Origin of the sequence: Ralstonia sp. ASV6 (assembly GCF_016429285.1) — a bacterium.
Taxonomy (GTDB): domain Bacteria; phylum Pseudomonadota; class Gammaproteobacteria; order Burkholderiales; family Burkholderiaceae; genus Ralstonia; species Ralstonia flaminis.
On the sequence record NZ_JAELUI010000016.1, the window covers coordinates 38,281 to 55,273 of the forward strand.

Genomic DNA, 16,993 nt, shown 5'->3' on the forward strand with positions numbered 1-16,993 from the left:
CAAAGCGGCAAAACCCGCCTGTCCAACGCCTAGCCCGCCGCTTCGACCTTGCGCACGGCGTAACCCACGCGCGGGAAATGCACCACCACCTGGCCGACGCGTGCGTCTTCGCGCAGCAGGCCCACCGTGTCGCGGGTGGAGACGATCAACTCGCCTTCGATCGGGTCGACGCCGTAGTCGACTGCGGCCACCGTCACGCGCGTACCCTTGGGCAGGCCGTAGCGATCGTCGAATGGCGCATTCGGCTCGGTCAGCGCGTGCGGTGTGGCGGCGCGGGCAACGTCCAGCGCTTCAGCCGGCGTCATCGGCTGGGCCTGCGAATGCCCAAACGCGGCAACGCGATGCATCCACGCCACAACCTCCGGATGCGCGTCCAGAATGCCCGCCACGCCCGTCGCACGGCGGATGAACCACAGGCAGTGGTAGACAGAGAAATCAGCCACGCTCGGCTGCTCACCGAACAGGAAGATGTGCTCACCGGTGGCGAGTTGCCGCTCCAGTTGCGCGAGGAAGACATGCAGCGTGGATGTCGCTTCCTGCGGCGGTGTGCGCAGGCCGGTACCGCCTGCGCGCATGGCCTTGCGGTCTTCCACGAACGCTTTGACGAACGCCTCTGGCATGCTGCCGAACAGACTCTGAAAACCGGCAGGCTGCATGACAAAGGTCGCCGCTGCCCAGAACAGCGTCGTATCCGCCCATTGCGCCATGGCAAACACGGCAGCGGCATGATCGGCCGGATACAGCGTCGGCACCGGATGGATCGACTCCAGCACCTGCGCAATCAGCGCGGTATCACAGTAGATATCTGCGCCGATCTGCAGGAACGGCGTGCGCCGGTAACCGCCGGTAAGTGGCATCACATCCGGCTTGGGCAGCACCACGGGCACCGTGACGGATTTCCACGGCTGGTCTTTGTAGCCGAGGATCAAACGTACTTTCTCTGAAAACGGTGAGGTGGCGTAGTGGTGCAGGATCAAGTCCGTCATGGATGCTCCAGGTGTTTAGAACCGATCAATCGAGCAGATCGGGTTGTTCCTTGACGATGCGGGCGTATAGCGGCTGGAACTGGAACCACCCTGCCTGCGCCGAGCCGACGATGGAATACGCCTGTCGCGCGGCGGCATCGGAAATCGTGCGCGGTGCCTCGCCGGTGCGCGCGGCTGCGGCCTCGGCCAGCAACTGCACCTGGCAGGAACGCTCCATGGTGATGAACCACCAGGCAGCCTCGTCGACCGTCTTACCGACGGTCAGCAGGCCGTGGTTCTGCAGGATGGCGGCCTTGTTGTCGCCGAGTGCCTCGGCAATGCGTTGGCCTTCGTCCAGTTCGACCACCACACCACCGAAATCGTCGTACACGGCATGATCGCCATAGAAGGCGCACACGTCTTGCGTGAGCGGATCGAGCTTGCGTCCGAGCGTCGACCATGCGCGCCCGTACGTGCTATGCGAGTGCGCTGCGGCTACGGCATCAGGCCGTGCTCCATGCACGCGCGAGTGAATCGCGAAAGCCGCTGCGTTGACCGGGTAGTCGCCCTCGACCACGTTGCCGTGGTGATCGCAGCGGATCAGGTTCGACACCGTCACCTGGCTGAAATGCACGCCGAACGGATTCACCCAGAAGCTGTCCTGGTGCTCCGGGTCGCGTGCGGTGATGTGCCCGGCCACGCCTTCGTCGAAACCAAATTTGGAGAACAGGCGAAACGCCGCAGCCAGACGCTGCTTGCGATGCAAACGCTCTTCGGCCACGGTGGCGAACTGCGGCGGCCGCGGCAGGTTGCGGTAACGGGCAGCGGCCTCGGGGCTAAGGTTGCTGGCCATGTCTTCGGGCCGCTTGGCGTGTGCGGTGTCGGGTGCGTTCATGGTGTCTCCTTCACGCAGTCGTTGTAGGTGGAGCCATTCTGTTGTGGCCCTCACCCAGCGGACTGTCAAACGATTGACAGTCCGCGCATTGACGTCAAAACATCAGACCAGCTTCACCAGTTGCTTGCCGAAGTTCTTACCCTTGAGCAGGCCCATGAAGGCTTCCGGCGCACTTGCCAGCCCTTGCGACACGCTCTCGCGAAACTTCAGCTTGCCCTGCGCCACGAAGCCGCCCAGCTCGCGCAGTGCTTCCGGCCACACGTCCATATGCTCGGAGACGATAAAGCCCTCGATGGTCAGGCGCGACACCAGGATCAGTTGCGGGTTCTGCAGCGGCAGCGGCTGGCCGTCGTAGCCGGCGATCATGCCGCACATGGCGATGCGGCCGAAGGCGTTCATGCGCAGCAGCACGGCATCCAGAATGGCGCCACCAACGTTCTCGAAATACGAGTCGATGCCGTCAGGCGTAGCGGCCTTGAGCATCTGGTAGAGCTCCTTCGGGTCCTTGGCGGCCTTGTAGTCGATGCAGGCATCAAAGCCCAACTCGTTGACCACGTAGTCACACTTGTCCTTGCCGCCGGCAAAGCCCACGGCACGGCAGCCCTTGAGCTTGGCGAGCTGGCCGACCACGCTGCCCACCGCGCCCGAAGCGGCGCTCACCACCACGGTCTGGCCCGGCTTCGGGAGCATGATCTTGTTCAGGCCGTACCACGCGGTCACGCCAGGCATGCCCACCGAGCCCAGGTACGCCGACAGCGGAATGTGGCGCGTATCCACCTTCTGGATGCCGCGCCCATCCGACACGCCCACTTCCTGCCAGCCGAACATGCCAACCACGTTGTCACCCACGGCAAACGACGGGTTCTTGGACGCTTCCACCACGCCCACCGTGCCGCCGATCATCACTTCATCCAGCGGCTGCGGTTGCGCATAAGACTTGCTGTCGTTCATGCGACCGCGCATGTACGGATCGAGCGACAGGAAATGGTTGCGCACCAACACTTGGCCGTCCTGCAGTTCGGGAATATCAGCCGTCTCCAGGCGGAAGTTGTCCAGCGTCACTGCACCCTGCGGACGGGACGCCAGAACGATGCGCTGATAAGTCTTCGACATAAAAAACACTCCTAGGTATGCAAATGGATCACTTCTGGTGCATCAGGAAATCCGCCAGCGCGCCAAAGGCTGGCAGCGTGATCGGATCATTGGCGCCATTGGCGGCGATGGGGTGCGAGGCATAGCGCACGATCGTCATCTGCGCCACCGGATCAATATAGATGGCTTGACCATGGATGCCACGCGCCTCGAAAGCGTGGTGGGCATTGTTCGAGATCCACCACATATCGCGGTACGACCAGCCCGGCAGTGTGGCGTAGCCGGCCTTGGCAAACTTGGCAGGGTCACCACCGCGGCGGATGTCGTCGATCACGCTCTTGGGCAGAATCTGGCGGCCATTGAAGCGGCCGTCGTTGCGGATCATCTCGCCAAAGCGGGCCAGATCACGCAGCGTGGTGTTCAGGCCACCGCCACCGGATTCGGTGCCGATACTATCCACCCCAAAGTACGCATCGTTCTCTGCCCCCATCGGTTGCCAGATACGCTCGGACAGCAGCGCCGCCAATGATTTGTTGGACGCGCGACGGACGATCCAGGCCAGAACTTCTGCGTTGACGGTCTTGTACGAAAACGCCGCGTCATGCTCGCCTTCCTTCTTCAGCGTGACGAGATAATCGTAGAAGTTGTCCGGTCCTTTGTAGCCGGCCGGGCGCGGCAGCATGCCGCCAGCACGGGCGTAGGCCCAGACATCGGCGTTCGGGTCGGCGTAGTTTTCGGAATAGTGCACGCCGATAGTCATGTCCATGACCTGGCGCACGGTGGCATCGCCATAGGCACTGTTCTTCAACTCCGGCACGTATTGCGTGACGGGCGCGGCCGGATCGAGCTTGCCGTCGGCCACCAGCATGGCGGCCAGCGTGCCCACAAACGATTTCGTAACCGACATGGCAATGTGCTGGGTGTGTGCATCGAGCGCGCCAAAGTAACGCTCATACACCACCTTGCCCTTGTGCATGACGAGGATGCCATCGGTATACGTCAGCTTCAGAGCCTCGGCGAAGGTGCGGCGCACACCCTCGGGATCGGTGAAGAGCACGCCGCTGATATCACGTTCAGCGCGCGGCAGCTTGCTCACCGGGCCGTCACCGTGCCAGACCGCGCGCGTGGGCACGAACTCACGCACGTGGCTGAAACCGTAACGCGTACGCGGGAACATGTTGCCCGCCAGATCAAAGCGGATGATGCGATCGGGCGGCGGCGGGAAGCCCTGCATCCAGCCCATCTTGTTCGGGTCGGATTCGTCCGCATTGAGCGGCTTCTGCATGGGGGGCTTCGGTGCGGACGGCGCCTGTACGGTCGTTTGGGCGTCAGCAGCCGGCGCTGCGGCCGGCGCAGAATTCGAGGCGCATCCTTCCAGGGTCATGATCAATCCGGTGCAGCAAAGCAGAGTAATGGCAAGGGCAGACGCCGTCCGCCGTGCGGGTTGTTGCATGGTTGTCTCCGTGATTGCTTTTCTTGTTGTCCAGGCCCCCGGGCCTGGGATGTGCAACTGGGTACTGCAACTGCAATCTTTGTGATCAGCCGTCCGCGCCAGGCTCAGGCGTGCGCGGCGGCGGCATGCGCTTGACGAACTTGAACGTGCCCGAGCCACGCGCGACCAGCTTGCCAGTGTCGTCAGTCACCTCACCCTCGCAGAAGGCCATGGTGGTGGACTGATGCACGCAGCGCGCACTGGCCTTGAGCGTGCCGCGCCCGGGCTGCATGAACGCCGTCTTCATCTCGATCGTCACCACGCCGCGGCCATGCACGTCAGCCGAGCGGCCGGCCATCGCCATGGCCACGTCCAGCATCGTCATGGTCACGCCGCCGTGGGCCATCTCCCAGCTGTTCATGTGGCGATCTTCCAGCGTCAGCTCGACGATGCCCTCGCCATCCGCCGCCTTCAGGCAGCGCATGTCGATGAGTTTCAGGAAGGGAATGTCGATCGGAAAACCGTTGTTGTCTGCGCTCATGCTGCGTTCAAAAGAGTGGGAAGCAGCCGAAATTAGACCACGCTCACGCCACCATCGACGGCGAGGATCTGCCCGGTGATGTGCTTCGAAGCATCCGATGCGAACAGCGCGGCCACGCCCTTGAGGTCTTCGTCGTCGCCAATGCGATGCAGCGGCGACTTCTCGGTCAGCTTGTCGACACCCAGCTTTTCCAGCGAGCCGCGCGTCATCTTCGAGGGGAAGAAGCCCGGGGCGATGGCGTTGACGGTGATGTTGTGCTCGCCCCATTCGCCGGCCAGCGCACGCGTGAAGTTGACCACGGCGCCCTTGCTGGTGTTGTAGGCGATCGTATCGAGCGAGCCTGGCGGATTGCCCTTCAGGCCGGCAATCGATGCCACGTTGACGATCTTGCCGTACTTGCGCGGGATCATCGATCGCTTACCGATCTGCTGCGTGAGCAGGAACAGGCCGCGAATGTTTAGGTTCATCACCTTGTCCCAGGCTTCGACGGGGTGATCTTCCGCTGGCGAGCCCCACGTGGCGCCCGCATTGTTGACGAGAATGTCGATGTGCCCCAGCTTGGCCAGCGCCTCGTCTGCCAGGCGCTGGATGTCGGCTTCGACGGCACCGTCGGCGGCAATCCAATCCGCCTCGATACCGAGCGACTTCAGATGCGCCTGCGCCTCCTTCAGCTCATCGGCCTTGCGCGCCGACAGCACGATGCGTGCTCCCTGCTCGCCCAGTGCTTCGGCAATCTGCAGGCCAAGCCCACGCGAGCCGCCAGTGATCAGTGCCGTCTTGCCGGAAAGATCGAACAGATGCTTGAGCGTACCCATGGTGTCTCCTGTGTGGTTGTCTTAGTTAGAACCAAGCGTCCTGCATGTCCAGCGTGGTCGTGTCGAGCGAGCCCAGCAGCGCAATCTGTGGGTCGATCTTCGGCAACTCCCACTGGAAGAAATACCGCGCCGCCTGCAGCTTGCCGCGGTAAAAGTCGGCGTCTTCACCCGTTGCAACGGGCAGTGCCTTGGCTGCGGTCAGGGCCTGTTCCAGCCAGAGCCATGCCACGACGACGTGACCGAAGGCTTCCAGATAGACCGACGCATTGGCCAGCGTCACACGCGGGTCGCCAGCGGCCCACAGCGCTTGCGTGACCTTGGCGAGCTTCTGCGTGGCCATGCCGAGTGCGCGACCTTGGCCCACCAGCGTTTCGTCATCCGTCTCAAGCGCCCGGCCAACGGTGCCCTGCACGCGCTCGCCCAGCGCCTTGAATGCCGCGCCGTCCTGCATCACCACCTTGCGGCCAAGCAGGTCCAGGCCCTGGATGCCGTGCGTGCCTTCGTGGATCGGGTTCAGGCGGTTGTCGCGGTAGAACTGTTCGACGTTGTATTCGCGCGTGTAGCCGTAGCCGCCATGTACCTGGATCGCCAGGCTGTTGGCCTCCAGACACCACTGCGATGGCCAGCTCTTGGCGATGGGTGTAAGGATGTCGAGCAGCAGGCCGAGCTTGGCGCGCTTGGCCTCATCCGTTTCGCCACGCTCCTCGTCGACGAGCTTGGCGCAATACAGGTTCAGGCCGAGCGCGCCTTCCACATAGGCCTTCTGTGCCAGCAGCATGCGGCGCACGTCGGCGTGGTCAATGATGCGGATTTGCGGCGAGGCGGCGTCCTTGCCCGATGGCCCAATCGGGCGGCCCTGCGGGCGATTGCGCGCGTAGTCCAGCGCGTGCAGATAACCGGTGTAGCCGAGCATCGTCGCACCCATGCCGACGCCGATGCGCGCCTCGTTCATCATGTGGAACATGCACGCCAGGCCTTTATGCGGCTCGCCAACCAGGTAGCCGATGGCACCCGCACGCGGCTGGCCGTCTGCACCCTTCGGTCGGAACTGCGTGCCCTCGCCAAAATTGAGCAGGCAGTTGGTCGTGCCCCGATAGCCCATCTTGTGGTTCAGGCCGGCCAGCACCACGTCGTTGCGCTCGCCCAGCGAGCCATCGGCGTTGACGAGGAACTTGGGCACGATGAAGAGCGAGATGCCCTTCACGCCCGGGATCAGCTTGCCGTCTGGCCCAGGAATTTTCGCCAGGACGAGGTGGACGATGTTGTCTGACAGCTCGTGCTCGCCAGCGGAGATCCACATCTTGTTGCCGGTCAGGCGGTACTGCGCGCCCAGCGGTGATTCGCCTTCGTACTCGGCACGCGTCACGATGTCCGACAGCGACGACCCGGCCTGCGGCTCCGACAGGCACATCGTGCCGTAGAAACGGCCTTCCATCTCGGGCTGCACGAACGTTTCGATCTGCGCGGGCGTGCCGTGCGCGAGCAGCAGGTTCGCGTTGCCGATGGTGAGGAATGGGTACGAGCTGGTGCCGACGTTGGCGGCCTTGAAGAAGCCGAAGCCGGCTTTCTCGACCACGGTCGGCAGTTGCATGCCGCCGCGTTCGAAGTCTTGCCCTGCGGCCATCAGGCCCGCCTTGTTGAAGGCGTCCAGCGCAGTCTTCACCTCGGGGATGATGTGGACCGTGGTGCCGTCAAAGTGCGGCTCTTCCTGGTCGTTCTTCTTGTTATGCGGGGCGAAAAGATCGGTCGCGATGCGCACGCAGGTATCGAGCGCTGCGTCGAAGGTTTCGCGGGAGTGGTCGGCGTAACGGGGAATGCTTGTGAGTGACTCGACGTTGAGCCATTCGTAGAGCAGGAAGCTCAGGTCGCGGCGCGACAGCAGCAGAGAAGACATGATGTTTTGTGGTCCATCCCTTGTTTCATCCCCTGCCGGGGCTGACTCACTTTCTTTGGTCTTGCCCAAAGAAAGTAAGCAAAGAAATGCGCGCCCGAGATGGCGAAAGACTCCTTGAATTTCTGTAACCGGGCGGAGAACGGGAAACCTCGCTGCGCTCAGACAGTTCCCGTTCTTTTTTCCGCCCGCTTACAGAAATTCAAGGCGCCATCTAGGGCAGGAACGTCAACGGCCAAACCGGCGGAATGCGTGGGTTGGCGTTTTACTGGGACGTTCCCGTCCAAAAAAAACAGGCTCCCGTTTTGAGTGGGAGCCTGTGTCTCTTTAGAGCACCTCGAACAGACCAGCAGCGCCTTGGCCGCCGCCGATGCACATGGTCACAACCACGTACTTAACGCCACGGCGCTTGCCTTCGATCAGCGCATGGCCGACCAGGCGTGCGCCCGATACGCCGTACGGGTGGCCCACGGCGATGGCGCCGCCGTTGACGTTCAGGCGGTCCATCGGGATGCCCAGCTTGTCTGCGCAGTACAGCACCTGCACGGCAAACGCTTCGTTGAGCTCCCACAGGCCGATGTCTTCGACCTTCAGGCCGGCCTTCTTGAGCAGCTTGGGCACCGCAAACACGGGGCCGATGCCCATTTCGTCCGGCTCGCAACCGGCCACCGCAAAACCGCGGAACACACCCAGCGGCTGCAGCCCCTTGGCGGCTGCCACCTTGCCGTTCATCACCACGGCAGCGGATGCGCCGTCGGAGAACTGGCTGGCGTTACCTGCAGTCACCACGCCGCCGGGCATGGCGGTGCGGATCTTCGACACGCCTTCGAGCGTTGTGTCGGCGCGGATACCCTCGTCAGCCGAGATGGTGACTTCGCGCGTCATGAGCTGGCCGGTCTTGGCATCGGCCACGCCCATCACCGTGGTCATCGGCACGATTTCGTCGTTGAACTTGCCGGCAGCGGCAGCGGCGGCGGCGCGCTGCTGACTTTGCACGCCGTACTCGTCCTGGCGGTCCTTACCGATGTTGTAGCGCTTGGCGACGTTCTCGGCGGTCTGCAGCATGCTCCAGTAGATTTCGGGCTTGTGCTTGTTCAGCCAGCCTTCGGTCATCATGTGGCGGTTCATCTCTTGCTGCACGCACGAGATGGATTCCACGCCACCAGCCACGAAGATGTCGCCTTCATCGGCAATCACGCGCTGCGCGGCCATGGCGATGGTCTGCAGGCCCGATGAGCAGAAACGGTTGACGGTCGCACCCGGCACCGTCACCGGGCAGCCGGCACGCAGCGCGATCTGGCGGGCGATGTTGGCGCCGGTCGCGCCTTCGGGGTTGGCGCAGCCCATCAGCACGTCTTCGACTTCGCCCGGCTCGATCTTGGCGCGCGCGATGGCGTGCTCGACCGCGTGGCCGCCCAGCGTGGCGCCGTGCGTCATGTTGAAGGCGCCCTTCCAGCTCTTGGCCAGGCCGGTACGTGCGGTGGAAACGATGACTGCTTCGGTCATGGTGTTGCTCCTCGTATCTGGTGGCGGGCGCGGCTTCTGTTGCGCGCCCGTTGTATTCCGTTATCCGTTCAGAACCTCGTGCGACTGCAACCGCGCGACGCCCGCATCCGTCATGTGCTGCCACGCTTGCGCAAGCGACCCGTTCAGGTCAATCGCGCGGCAGGCATCTTCGATGACTGCGACTTCCAGCCCCGCCGCACGCGCATCCAGTGCCGACCACGCTACGCAAAAGTCTGTAGCCAGCCCGACGCAGAACACGCGCGCGATACCCAACTCGCGCAGATAGCCCAGTAGGCCGGTCGGTGTCTTGCGATCCGCTTCAAAGAAGGCAGAGTAGCTGTCGATGTGCGGGTGATAGCCCTTGCGGACGATCAACTGCGCATGCGGCACGTCCAACCCATCGGCCAGTGCTGCGCCGGTGCTGTGCTGTACGCAGTGGGTAGGCCATAGCACCTGCTGCCCGTATGGCAAATCGATCGTACCAAACGGTTCCTTGCCGGCATGATTAGCCGCGAACGACACATGCTCGCGCGGGTGCCAGTCCTGCGTCAGCACCACCCGGCCGAATGCCTGGGCGAGCCGATTGACGACCGGGATGACCTGGTCGCCGTTCGGCACGGCCAGCGCACCGCCGGGCAGAAAATCGTTCTGCACGTCGATGACCAGCAGGCAGTCGGTGGGCGTGAGTTGCATGGCGGCTCAGTCGCGTTTGTCGGTTGATTAGCCGCTCATTTACCCATTGAAGCCCTTGCCCTCATCGGCCAGCTTCTGCAGCAGCGGCGCAACCTTCCACGCTTCACCGTGGTAGCCCTTGCTGTAGCGGTGCATGGTCTGCGCGACGTTGTACAGGCCGACGGTGTCTGCGTAGAGCATCGGGCCACCACGGAACAGCGGGAAGCCGTAGCCGGTCAGGTAGACCATGTCGATGTCCGACGCCTTGGAGGCGATGCCCTCTTCCAGGATCTTCGCGCCTTCATTGACCAGCGCAAATACCAGGCGCTCGACGATTTCCTCATCGGAAATCTTGCGGCGCGTGATGCCCAGATCCTTCGAGTGCTGGACGATCATGTCGTTGACCTGCTGGTTCGGATACGGCTTGCGGTCGCCCGCCTTGTAGTCGTACCAGCCGCCGCCGGTCTTCTGGCCGAAGCGGCCCATCTCGCACAGCAGGTCAGCCGTCTTCGAGTACACGATGTCCGGCTTGTCCACGGCACGGCGCTTGCGGATGGCCCAGCCGATGTCGTTACCGGCCAGGTCGCCCATGCGGAACGGACCCATCGCAAAGCCGAACTTCTCGATGGCCTTGTCGACTTGCTCCGGCAGCGCGCCTTCGTCCAGCAGGTAGCCGGCCTGGCGGCTGTATTGCTCGATCATGCGGTTGCCGATAAAGCCGTCGCACACGCCGGAGACGACTGCAGTCTTCTTGATGGCCTTGGCCAGCTTCATGACGGTGGCCAGCACGTCCTTGGCGGTTTCCTTGCCGCGAACGACTTCCAGCAGCTTCATCACGTTGGCCGGGCTGAAGAAGTGCATGCCGACCACGTCCTGCGGGCGCTTGGTGAAGCTGGCGATCTTGTCGACGTCCAGCGTAGAAGTGTTCGAAGCCAGGATCGCGCCCTGCTTGACGACTTCGTCCAGCTTCTTGAACACGACTTCCTTGACGCCCATTTCTTCAAACACGGCCTCGATGACGAGGTCGGCGTCCTTGATATCGTCGTACGAGAGCGTCGGGGTCAGCAGAGCCATGCGCTGCTCGACCTTCTCCTGCGTGAGCTTGCCCTTCTTGGCGCTGTTCTCGTAGTTCTTGCGAATGGTGGCAACGCCGCGGTCCAGCGCTTCCTGCTTGGTTTCCAGCATGGTGACCGGAATGCCCGCGTTCAGGAAGTTCATCGAGATGCCACCGCCCATGGTGCCGGCGCCAATCACGGCCACCTTCTCCACCTTGCGCACCGGCGTGTCTTCCGGCACATCGGGGATCTTGCTGGCAGCACGCTCACCGAAGAAGGCATGGCGCAGTGCACGCGATTCCGGCGTATTCACCAGTTCGATAAACAGCTCGCGCTCGAACTTGATGCCATCGTCAAAGCGCTTCTGCACAGCGGCCTGCACGGCGTCCACGCACTTGCCCGGTGCCGGGAAGTTCTTGGCAACAGCGGCCACGGTGTTGCGAGCGAATTGCAGGAAGCCTTCGGGGTTGTCATGCTCGATCTTGCGATCACGCACCTTCGGCAGCTTGCCTTCGGCAGCGGCCTTCAGCGCAAAGTCGATGGCGCCAGCCATCAGGTCACCCTCGACCATCTGGTCGAACAGGCCGCTCTTGGCCAGTTTTTCCGACGGAATGGCGGTGCCCGAGACGATCATGTTCAGCGCTGGCTCCAAGCCGATCGCGCGCGGCAGACGCTGCGTGCCGCCGGCGCCCGGCAGAATGCCCAGCTTCACTTCCGGCAGCGCGATCTGCGCGCCCGGTGCGGCCACACGGTAATGGCAGCCCAACGCCAGTTCCAGGCCGCCGCCCATCGCCACCGAGTGAATGGCGGCCACGACCGGCTTGCTGCTCGACTCGACCGCCTTGATGACGGCGTGCAGCGTCGGCTCTTGCGTTGCCTTGGGCGTATTGAACTCGCGGATGTCTGCACCGCCGGAGAAGGCCTTGCCAGCCCCGGTGATCACGACCGCCTTGACGTTGGGGTCATCACTGGCCTTGACCATGCCCTCGACAATACCCAGGCGCGTGGAATGGCCGAGACCGTTGACCGGCGGGTTGCTGAGCGTAATGACGGCAACGCCGTCCTGGACCTTGTACTCCGCTGTCATGCTGGTTCCTTTGGTGATGCGAGGGTCGGCTCGAATGACGCCAGAACTGCGCGCCGTGCCTCGCGGTTGAACTGTCTCTCAACTATCGTTTTTTTAACGCGCGGTAAGGCCGCGACTCGACACAGAATACACAAAATAGCACGGTCGTTCAATTTTTATTTTTGCGCTGCACGGCGCCGTCCGGCGGGCAATGCAGCGGGCTGCGGCAGGTTCAAACGCGTGTGCTGCAGCATCGATTTTTTGCCCGGCACATGACGGTTTTGATAGAGTCGCGCATTTCGTCCGCCGGGTGCCCATCAGGCGCGGGGACGTCTCGTCACATTTCGTCGATTCCATTCGTGATCCGAGCGGAATCGCCCACTCTGCATACATGTCAGAACACGCTACCCCGTCCACAGAGACGCCGGGCTTGCGCCGCACATTGCGCGCGCGCCATCTCACCATGATCGCCATTGGCGGATCGATCGGTACCGGGCTGTTCGTGGCCTCGGGTGCATCGGTCTCGCAGGCGGGCCCCGGAGGGGCACTCGCCGCCTACATCCTGATCGGGGCCATGGTCTACTTCCTGATGACCAGCCTGGGCGAGCTTGCAGCCTACATGCCGATCTCAGGCTCTTTCGCCACCTACGGCGCGCTCTATGTCGATGAGGGCTTTGGCTTCGCGCTGGGCTGGAACTACTGGTACAACTGGGCGGTGACGATTGCCGTGGAGCTGGCGGCCGCGCAACTCGTCATGCACTACTGGTTTCCAGATGTGCCGGGTGTGCTGTGGAGCGCGGTGTTCCTGCTCATCATGTTCCTGCTCAACGCCATTTCGGTACGTGGCTTTGGCGAGGCGGAATACTGGTTTGCGCTCATTAAGGTGATCACGGTCATCTTCTTCATCGGCATCGGTCTGGCGATGATCTTCGGGATCATGAAGGGCGGCCCGCAGTCGGGCCTGCAGAACCTGACGCTGGGCGATGCGCCGTTCGTGGGCGGGCTACCGGCGATGATCGGCGTAGCGATGATTGCGGGGTTCTCGTTCCAGGGGACGGAGCTGATCGGCGTGGCAGCGGGTGAGTCGGCCGATCCGGCACGGACGATTCCGCGAGCAGTCAAGCAGGTGTTCTGGCGGATTCTGCTGTTCTATGTGCTGGCGATCTTCATCATCGGTGTACTGGTGCCGTACACCGATCCGAACCTGCTCTCAACGGAAGTCACCAACATTGGCGTGAGTCCGTTCACGCTGGTGTTCAAGCATGCCGGTCTGGCGTTTGCAGCCGGGCTGATGAACGCGGTGATCCTGACCGCCGTGCTGTCAGCGGGCAACTCGGGCATGTATGCGTCCACGCGCATGCTCTACAACCTGGCGACCGAGGGCCGTGCGCCGCGCATCTTTGCCCAGCTCACCAAGAATGGCGTGCCACGCAATGCGCTGCTGGCGACGACTGCCGTGGGCGCGCTGTGCTTCCTCAGCTCGCTGTACGGCGACAAAACGGTCTATCTGTGGCTGCTGAATACCTCGGGCATGACGGGCTTCGTGGCGTGGCTGGGCATTGCCATCAGCCACTATCGCTTTCGCAAGGGGCTGGTAGCGCAGGGGCATGATCCGGCGCAGTTGCCGTATCGCTCGAAGTTCTTCCCGTACGGCCCGCTGTTCGCGTTTGGGTTGTGCCTGGTCATCACGCTGGGCCAGAACTATCAGGCATTCACCAGTGGCACGATCGATTGGCCGGCGGTCATTGCCACGTACATCGGTATTCCGGTTTTCTTCTTGATCTGGATCGGCTACCGGCTGGTACGCGGTGGCGGCATCGTCCGCTACCAGGACATGCACTTTCCGCGCCCGCCCGTGGTGCGTGATCCGCTGGCCGGGCAAGACCCTGGCCCGGAACTGCCGACCGTCGCCGCCCGCACCCAGCAATAACATTTGCCTCGCCTGCCGTTTGCATTGCATTCGGCGGGCGTTTTGATTTGCGCGCTCCACTTTGGCGCCACCCGCTATGCACACACCCATTACCCCCACCGGCCTCGAAGCCCAATCCGAACTGCGCCGACGCCTGCGCTCGCGGCACATCATGATGATCGCCCTGAGCGGCGCCATCGGTACGGGGCTGTTCGTGGCCTCCGGTGCATCGATTGCGACGGCGGGCCCCGGCGGCGCGCTGCTCACCTACACGTTGATCGGCGTGATGGTCTATTGCCTGATGACGAGCCTGGGCGAGCTGGCCGTGCATTTGCCGGTGTCGGGCTCGTTCGTGACGTACAGCCGGTTGTATGTAGAGGAAGGCTTCGGCTTTGCGCTGGGGTGGAACTACTGGTTCTCATTGGCCGTAACGGTTGCCGTTGAACTCGCGGCTGCCCAACTGGTGATGAAGTACTGGTTTCCGGAAGTGCCCGGCATGGTGTGGAGTGCCGCGTTCCTGCTGCTTATGTTCGGGATCAACGCCTTCTCCGTGCGTGGTTTCGGTGAGGCGGAATACTGGTTCTCGATGATCAAGATCGTAACCATCGTGGTGTTCCTGCTGATCGGATTGGCAATGATCTTCGGCATCATGCACGGCGGTCCGCAATCGGGTTGGCAGAACTTCACCGTGGGCGACGCTCCATTCGTGGGCGGCTTGCCTGCCATGGTTGGGGTGGCGATGATTGCTGGGTTCTCTTTCCAGGGCGTGGAAACGATCGGCGTAGCCGCCGGCGAGGCGGAGAACCCCTCCCGGACCATCCCTCGCGCCATTCGCCAGACGTTTTGGCGCATCCTTCTGTTCTACGTGCTGGCGATCCTGGTTATCGGTGTGGTGCTGCCATATACCGATCCGAACTTGCTGCGCAACGAAGCGACAGACATCGGCGTGAGCCCATTCACACTCGTCTTCCAGCATGCCGGACTCGCTTTCGCTGCCGGAATCATGAACGCGGTGGTACTGACCGCGCTGTTGTCGTCAGGCACGTCGAGCCTGTATGTGTCGACGCGGATTCTGTATGACCTGTCGCTTGAGGGTCAGGCGCCGCGCTGGTTTGCCAAGGTGTCAGGCAACGGCGTGCCGCACCGCGCCCTGGTCGCCACCTCAGCGGTGGGCGCGCTGTGCTTCTTCAGTTCGCTGTTTGGTGATCAGGTGGTCTACCTGTGGCTGCTGAACACGTCTGCAGTAACGTGCTTCATTGCCTGGTTTGGCATTGCGCTAGCGCACTATCGGTTCCGCAAGGGGTTCATCAGCCAAGGGCATTCAGTCCAGCAACTGGCATACCGGTCGCCGTTCTTCCCGTTCGGGCCGATCATGGTTGCGATCGTGTGTGTGGTGATCATTCTTGGGCAGAACACCAAGGCGTTGCTCGCGCCGATCGATAACTTTGGCGCCTTCGTCGCGACATATTGCGGTGTGGTCGTGTTTGTGGCGATCTGGCTGGCTTACCGCTGGAAGTTCAAGACGCGGTTTGTGCGTTATGCCGACATGCAATTCAGTACCGAGCATCTCGAGCACAATGCAGCGCCTCCCAAGGCTGGCGCTCCCGCCTCGGGGGTGGCTGCCAACTAGGCGGTGATCACGGCCCGACCGCACGCAGGACCGAGAGATTGATGGCGTTAGCCATCGCCGCGTAGCCTGCGTCATTGGGGTGGAGGTGATCCCCGCTGTCGTACGCTGCCAGAAGCGCCGCAGGATTGGCCGGATCACGCACTGCCGCGTCAAAATCAACAACGGCATCAAAGGCGCCGCTGATCCGGATCCATTGGTTCACGGTTTGGCGGATGGATTCCTTTTGCGGTGACCAGTAGCCCTTATACGCGGCGTCCTTGAACGGCGTGATAGTGCCCCCCATGACCTTGATGCCTCGCAGATGGCTACGCGCAATCAGCTGCCGGTAGCCGTTGATGATGTCTGATGCGGGCACCAGGGGGGCCGTGGGCTCCAGCGATGTGCCGGGGTAGCCAATATCGTTGACGCCCTCCAGCAGAACCACCCACTGAACGCCCGACTGGCTCAACACGTCGCGATCAAACCGGGCAAGCGCACTCACGCCAGCCAGATCCGAAAGGATGCGATTTCCGGCAATGCCCTGGTTGAGCACGGCAAACGCGCCCCATGGACCATGACTGTTGAGCCGCCGAGACAAATAGTCTGGCCAACGATGATTTGCGTCGATCGTGGAGTAGGCGCCATCTGTAATGGAATCACCAAATGCGACGACGGTGCGTGGATTGTTGCGCGCCTTGACCAACAGGCCCGAGAGATAGAACCGGCTGGTATAGGTCGACGATGATGGCTGATCCTGGGCGGCGGTGTTGTCCCCGCTCGATATATAGGCCGTCTGGTTGCCAAGCTGATGGATCGTCTCCAGCTTCGTGGCATTGGGCAAGAACAAGCTGATCGCAACGTCCGCCAACGGCGTGATCGGGAGGTCGATCGGGTCGCTGATCAGCGGTGCGCCCGCAGCCAGTGTGGCACTCGTTTTTCCACTGAACGTCACGGGCCGGTCCGTATTCGGAAAGATTTTTGCACCACCGGCGGATAGCGCCACGTGAACCGCCCCGACCGCCACCGGCGCCGCCCCAAATTCATTCGTCAGCAGAATACGCAGTTGGTCGCCGCCGACACTGCTATGGACGATCTGCCGAATTGTCGTTGCGGCAGGAAAACTCTGCGGTGTCGTGGCGTAGTTGTTGCGGTCGGCGCTGGCTGTCCAAGTGGCTACCCATCCGCTATCTCTTGCGTCATCGGCATGTAGCGCTGGAGAGGTCAGTGAGATCAGGGCAATCGCGGCTACACGGCACAGCCGCTGTCGAAGAACGCTGCTACGCATGATGTCTCCATTGAATGTGATCGGATGAACAAAGCCATGTCGAACGCATGGCCCACTCGAAGTGGTAATGACCGTTCGCACCGACTTCAAGGAGAGATTTGTCAACTGGTGGTTGCTGCTCGACAAAAGAAAAGGTAATTCCTACCCAAACCGGACCAGAGTTACCCTGGTCCGACCATGAAGCGATGCCCGGATTGTTCCGCAAGCAGGCCCTACAAACTCTCCGATGGGCGGCTCAAATGCCGCGCATGCGGCAAGCG

General features: G+C 62.4%; 14 protein-coding genes. 3 read left to right on the top strand and 11 right to left on the bottom strand.

The window, feature by feature from the left end:
* Positions 1-29: 29 nt before the first annotated feature.
* The 10 genes from JHD73_RS04745 to JHD73_RS04790 form a co-directional block, all read right to left on the bottom strand.
* Positions 30-986, bottom strand: a complete 957-nt coding sequence (locus tag JHD73_RS04745) for a glutathione S-transferase family protein (protein ID WP_199028299.1) — start codon at positions 984-986, stop codon at positions 30-32.
* Between the two features lie 25 nt (positions 987-1,011).
* A complete protein-coding gene (locus tag JHD73_RS04750; protein ID WP_199028301.1) occupies positions 1,012-1,860 on the bottom strand; it encodes a class II aldolase/adducin family protein in 849 nt (282 codons plus the stop codon).
* A gap of 102 nt (positions 1,861-1,962) precedes the next feature.
* On the bottom strand, positions 1,963-2,973 hold the full coding sequence (locus JHD73_RS04755) for an NADP-dependent oxidoreductase (RefSeq protein WP_199028303.1): 1,011 nt from the start codon (positions 2,971-2,973) through the stop codon (positions 1,963-1,965).
* Between the two features lie 28 nt (positions 2,974-3,001).
* A complete protein-coding gene (locus tag JHD73_RS04760; protein ID WP_199028305.1) occupies positions 3,002-4,405 on the bottom strand; it encodes a serine hydrolase in 1,404 nt (467 codons plus the stop codon).
* Positions 4,406-4,490: 85 nt separating this feature from the next.
* Positions 4,491-4,925: a PaaI family thioesterase gene (locus JHD73_RS04765; RefSeq protein ID WP_199028307.1), complete on the bottom strand. Its 435-nt coding sequence runs from the start codon at positions 4,923-4,925 to the stop codon at positions 4,491-4,493.
* Positions 4,926-4,957: 32 nt separating this feature from the next.
* Positions 4,958-5,740 (bottom strand): SDR family oxidoreductase, encoded by a 783-nt coding sequence (locus JHD73_RS04770; protein ID WP_199028309.1) that lies wholly within the window; start codon positions 5,738-5,740, stop codon positions 4,958-4,960.
* Positions 5,741-5,765: 25 nt separating this feature from the next.
* The gene (locus tag JHD73_RS04775; RefSeq protein WP_199028311.1) at positions 5,766-7,634 is read right to left on the bottom strand and encodes an acyl-CoA dehydrogenase; all 1,869 of its coding nucleotides are present in this window, start codon (positions 7,632-7,634) and stop codon (positions 5,766-5,768) included.
* A gap of 324 nt (positions 7,635-7,958) precedes the next feature.
* The gene (locus tag JHD73_RS04780; RefSeq protein ID WP_199028312.1) at positions 7,959-9,137 is read right to left on the bottom strand and encodes an acetyl-CoA C-acyltransferase; all 1,179 of its coding nucleotides are present in this window, start codon (positions 9,135-9,137) and stop codon (positions 7,959-7,961) included.
* Between the two features lie 60 nt (positions 9,138-9,197).
* Positions 9,198-9,830, bottom strand: coding sequence for a bifunctional nicotinamidase/pyrazinamidase (gene pncA / locus JHD73_RS04785; protein ID WP_199028314.1), 633 nt, complete (start codon positions 9,828-9,830; stop codon positions 9,198-9,200).
* Between the two features lie 39 nt (positions 9,831-9,869).
* Positions 9,870-11,951 (bottom strand): 3-hydroxyacyl-CoA dehydrogenase NAD-binding domain-containing protein, encoded by a 2,082-nt coding sequence (locus JHD73_RS04790; RefSeq protein ID WP_199028316.1) that lies wholly within the window; start codon positions 11,949-11,951, stop codon positions 9,870-9,872.
* A gap of 370 nt (positions 11,952-12,321) precedes the next feature.
* On the opposite strand from JHD73_RS04790, the gene JHD73_RS04795 reads away from it, so the two are divergent.
* Both JHD73_RS04795 and JHD73_RS04800 read left to right on the top strand, forming a co-directional pair.
* Positions 12,322-13,860 (top strand): amino acid permease, encoded by a 1,539-nt coding sequence (locus tag JHD73_RS04795; protein ID WP_199028318.1) that lies wholly within the window; start codon positions 12,322-12,324, stop codon positions 13,858-13,860.
* Positions 13,861-13,936: 76 nt separating this feature from the next.
* Entirely contained in the window at positions 13,937-15,469 is a 1,533-nt protein-coding gene (locus JHD73_RS04800; protein WP_199028320.1) for an amino acid permease, read from the top strand.
* 7 nt (positions 15,470-15,476) lie between these two features.
* Here JHD73_RS04800 and JHD73_RS04805 read toward each other — a convergent pair whose 3' ends face one another.
* The gene (locus tag JHD73_RS04805) at positions 15,477-16,733 is read right to left on the bottom strand and encodes an SGNH/GDSL hydrolase family protein (RefSeq protein ID WP_199028322.1); all 1,257 of its coding nucleotides are present in this window, start codon (positions 16,731-16,733) and stop codon (positions 15,477-15,479) included.
* Between the two features lie 177 nt (positions 16,734-16,910).
* Between JHD73_RS04805 and JHD73_RS29715 the strand changes: the two genes are divergently transcribed.
* On the top strand, positions 16,911-16,993 hold an 83-nt coding region (locus tag JHD73_RS29715), incomplete at its 3' end, for a transposase (protein WP_368735496.1).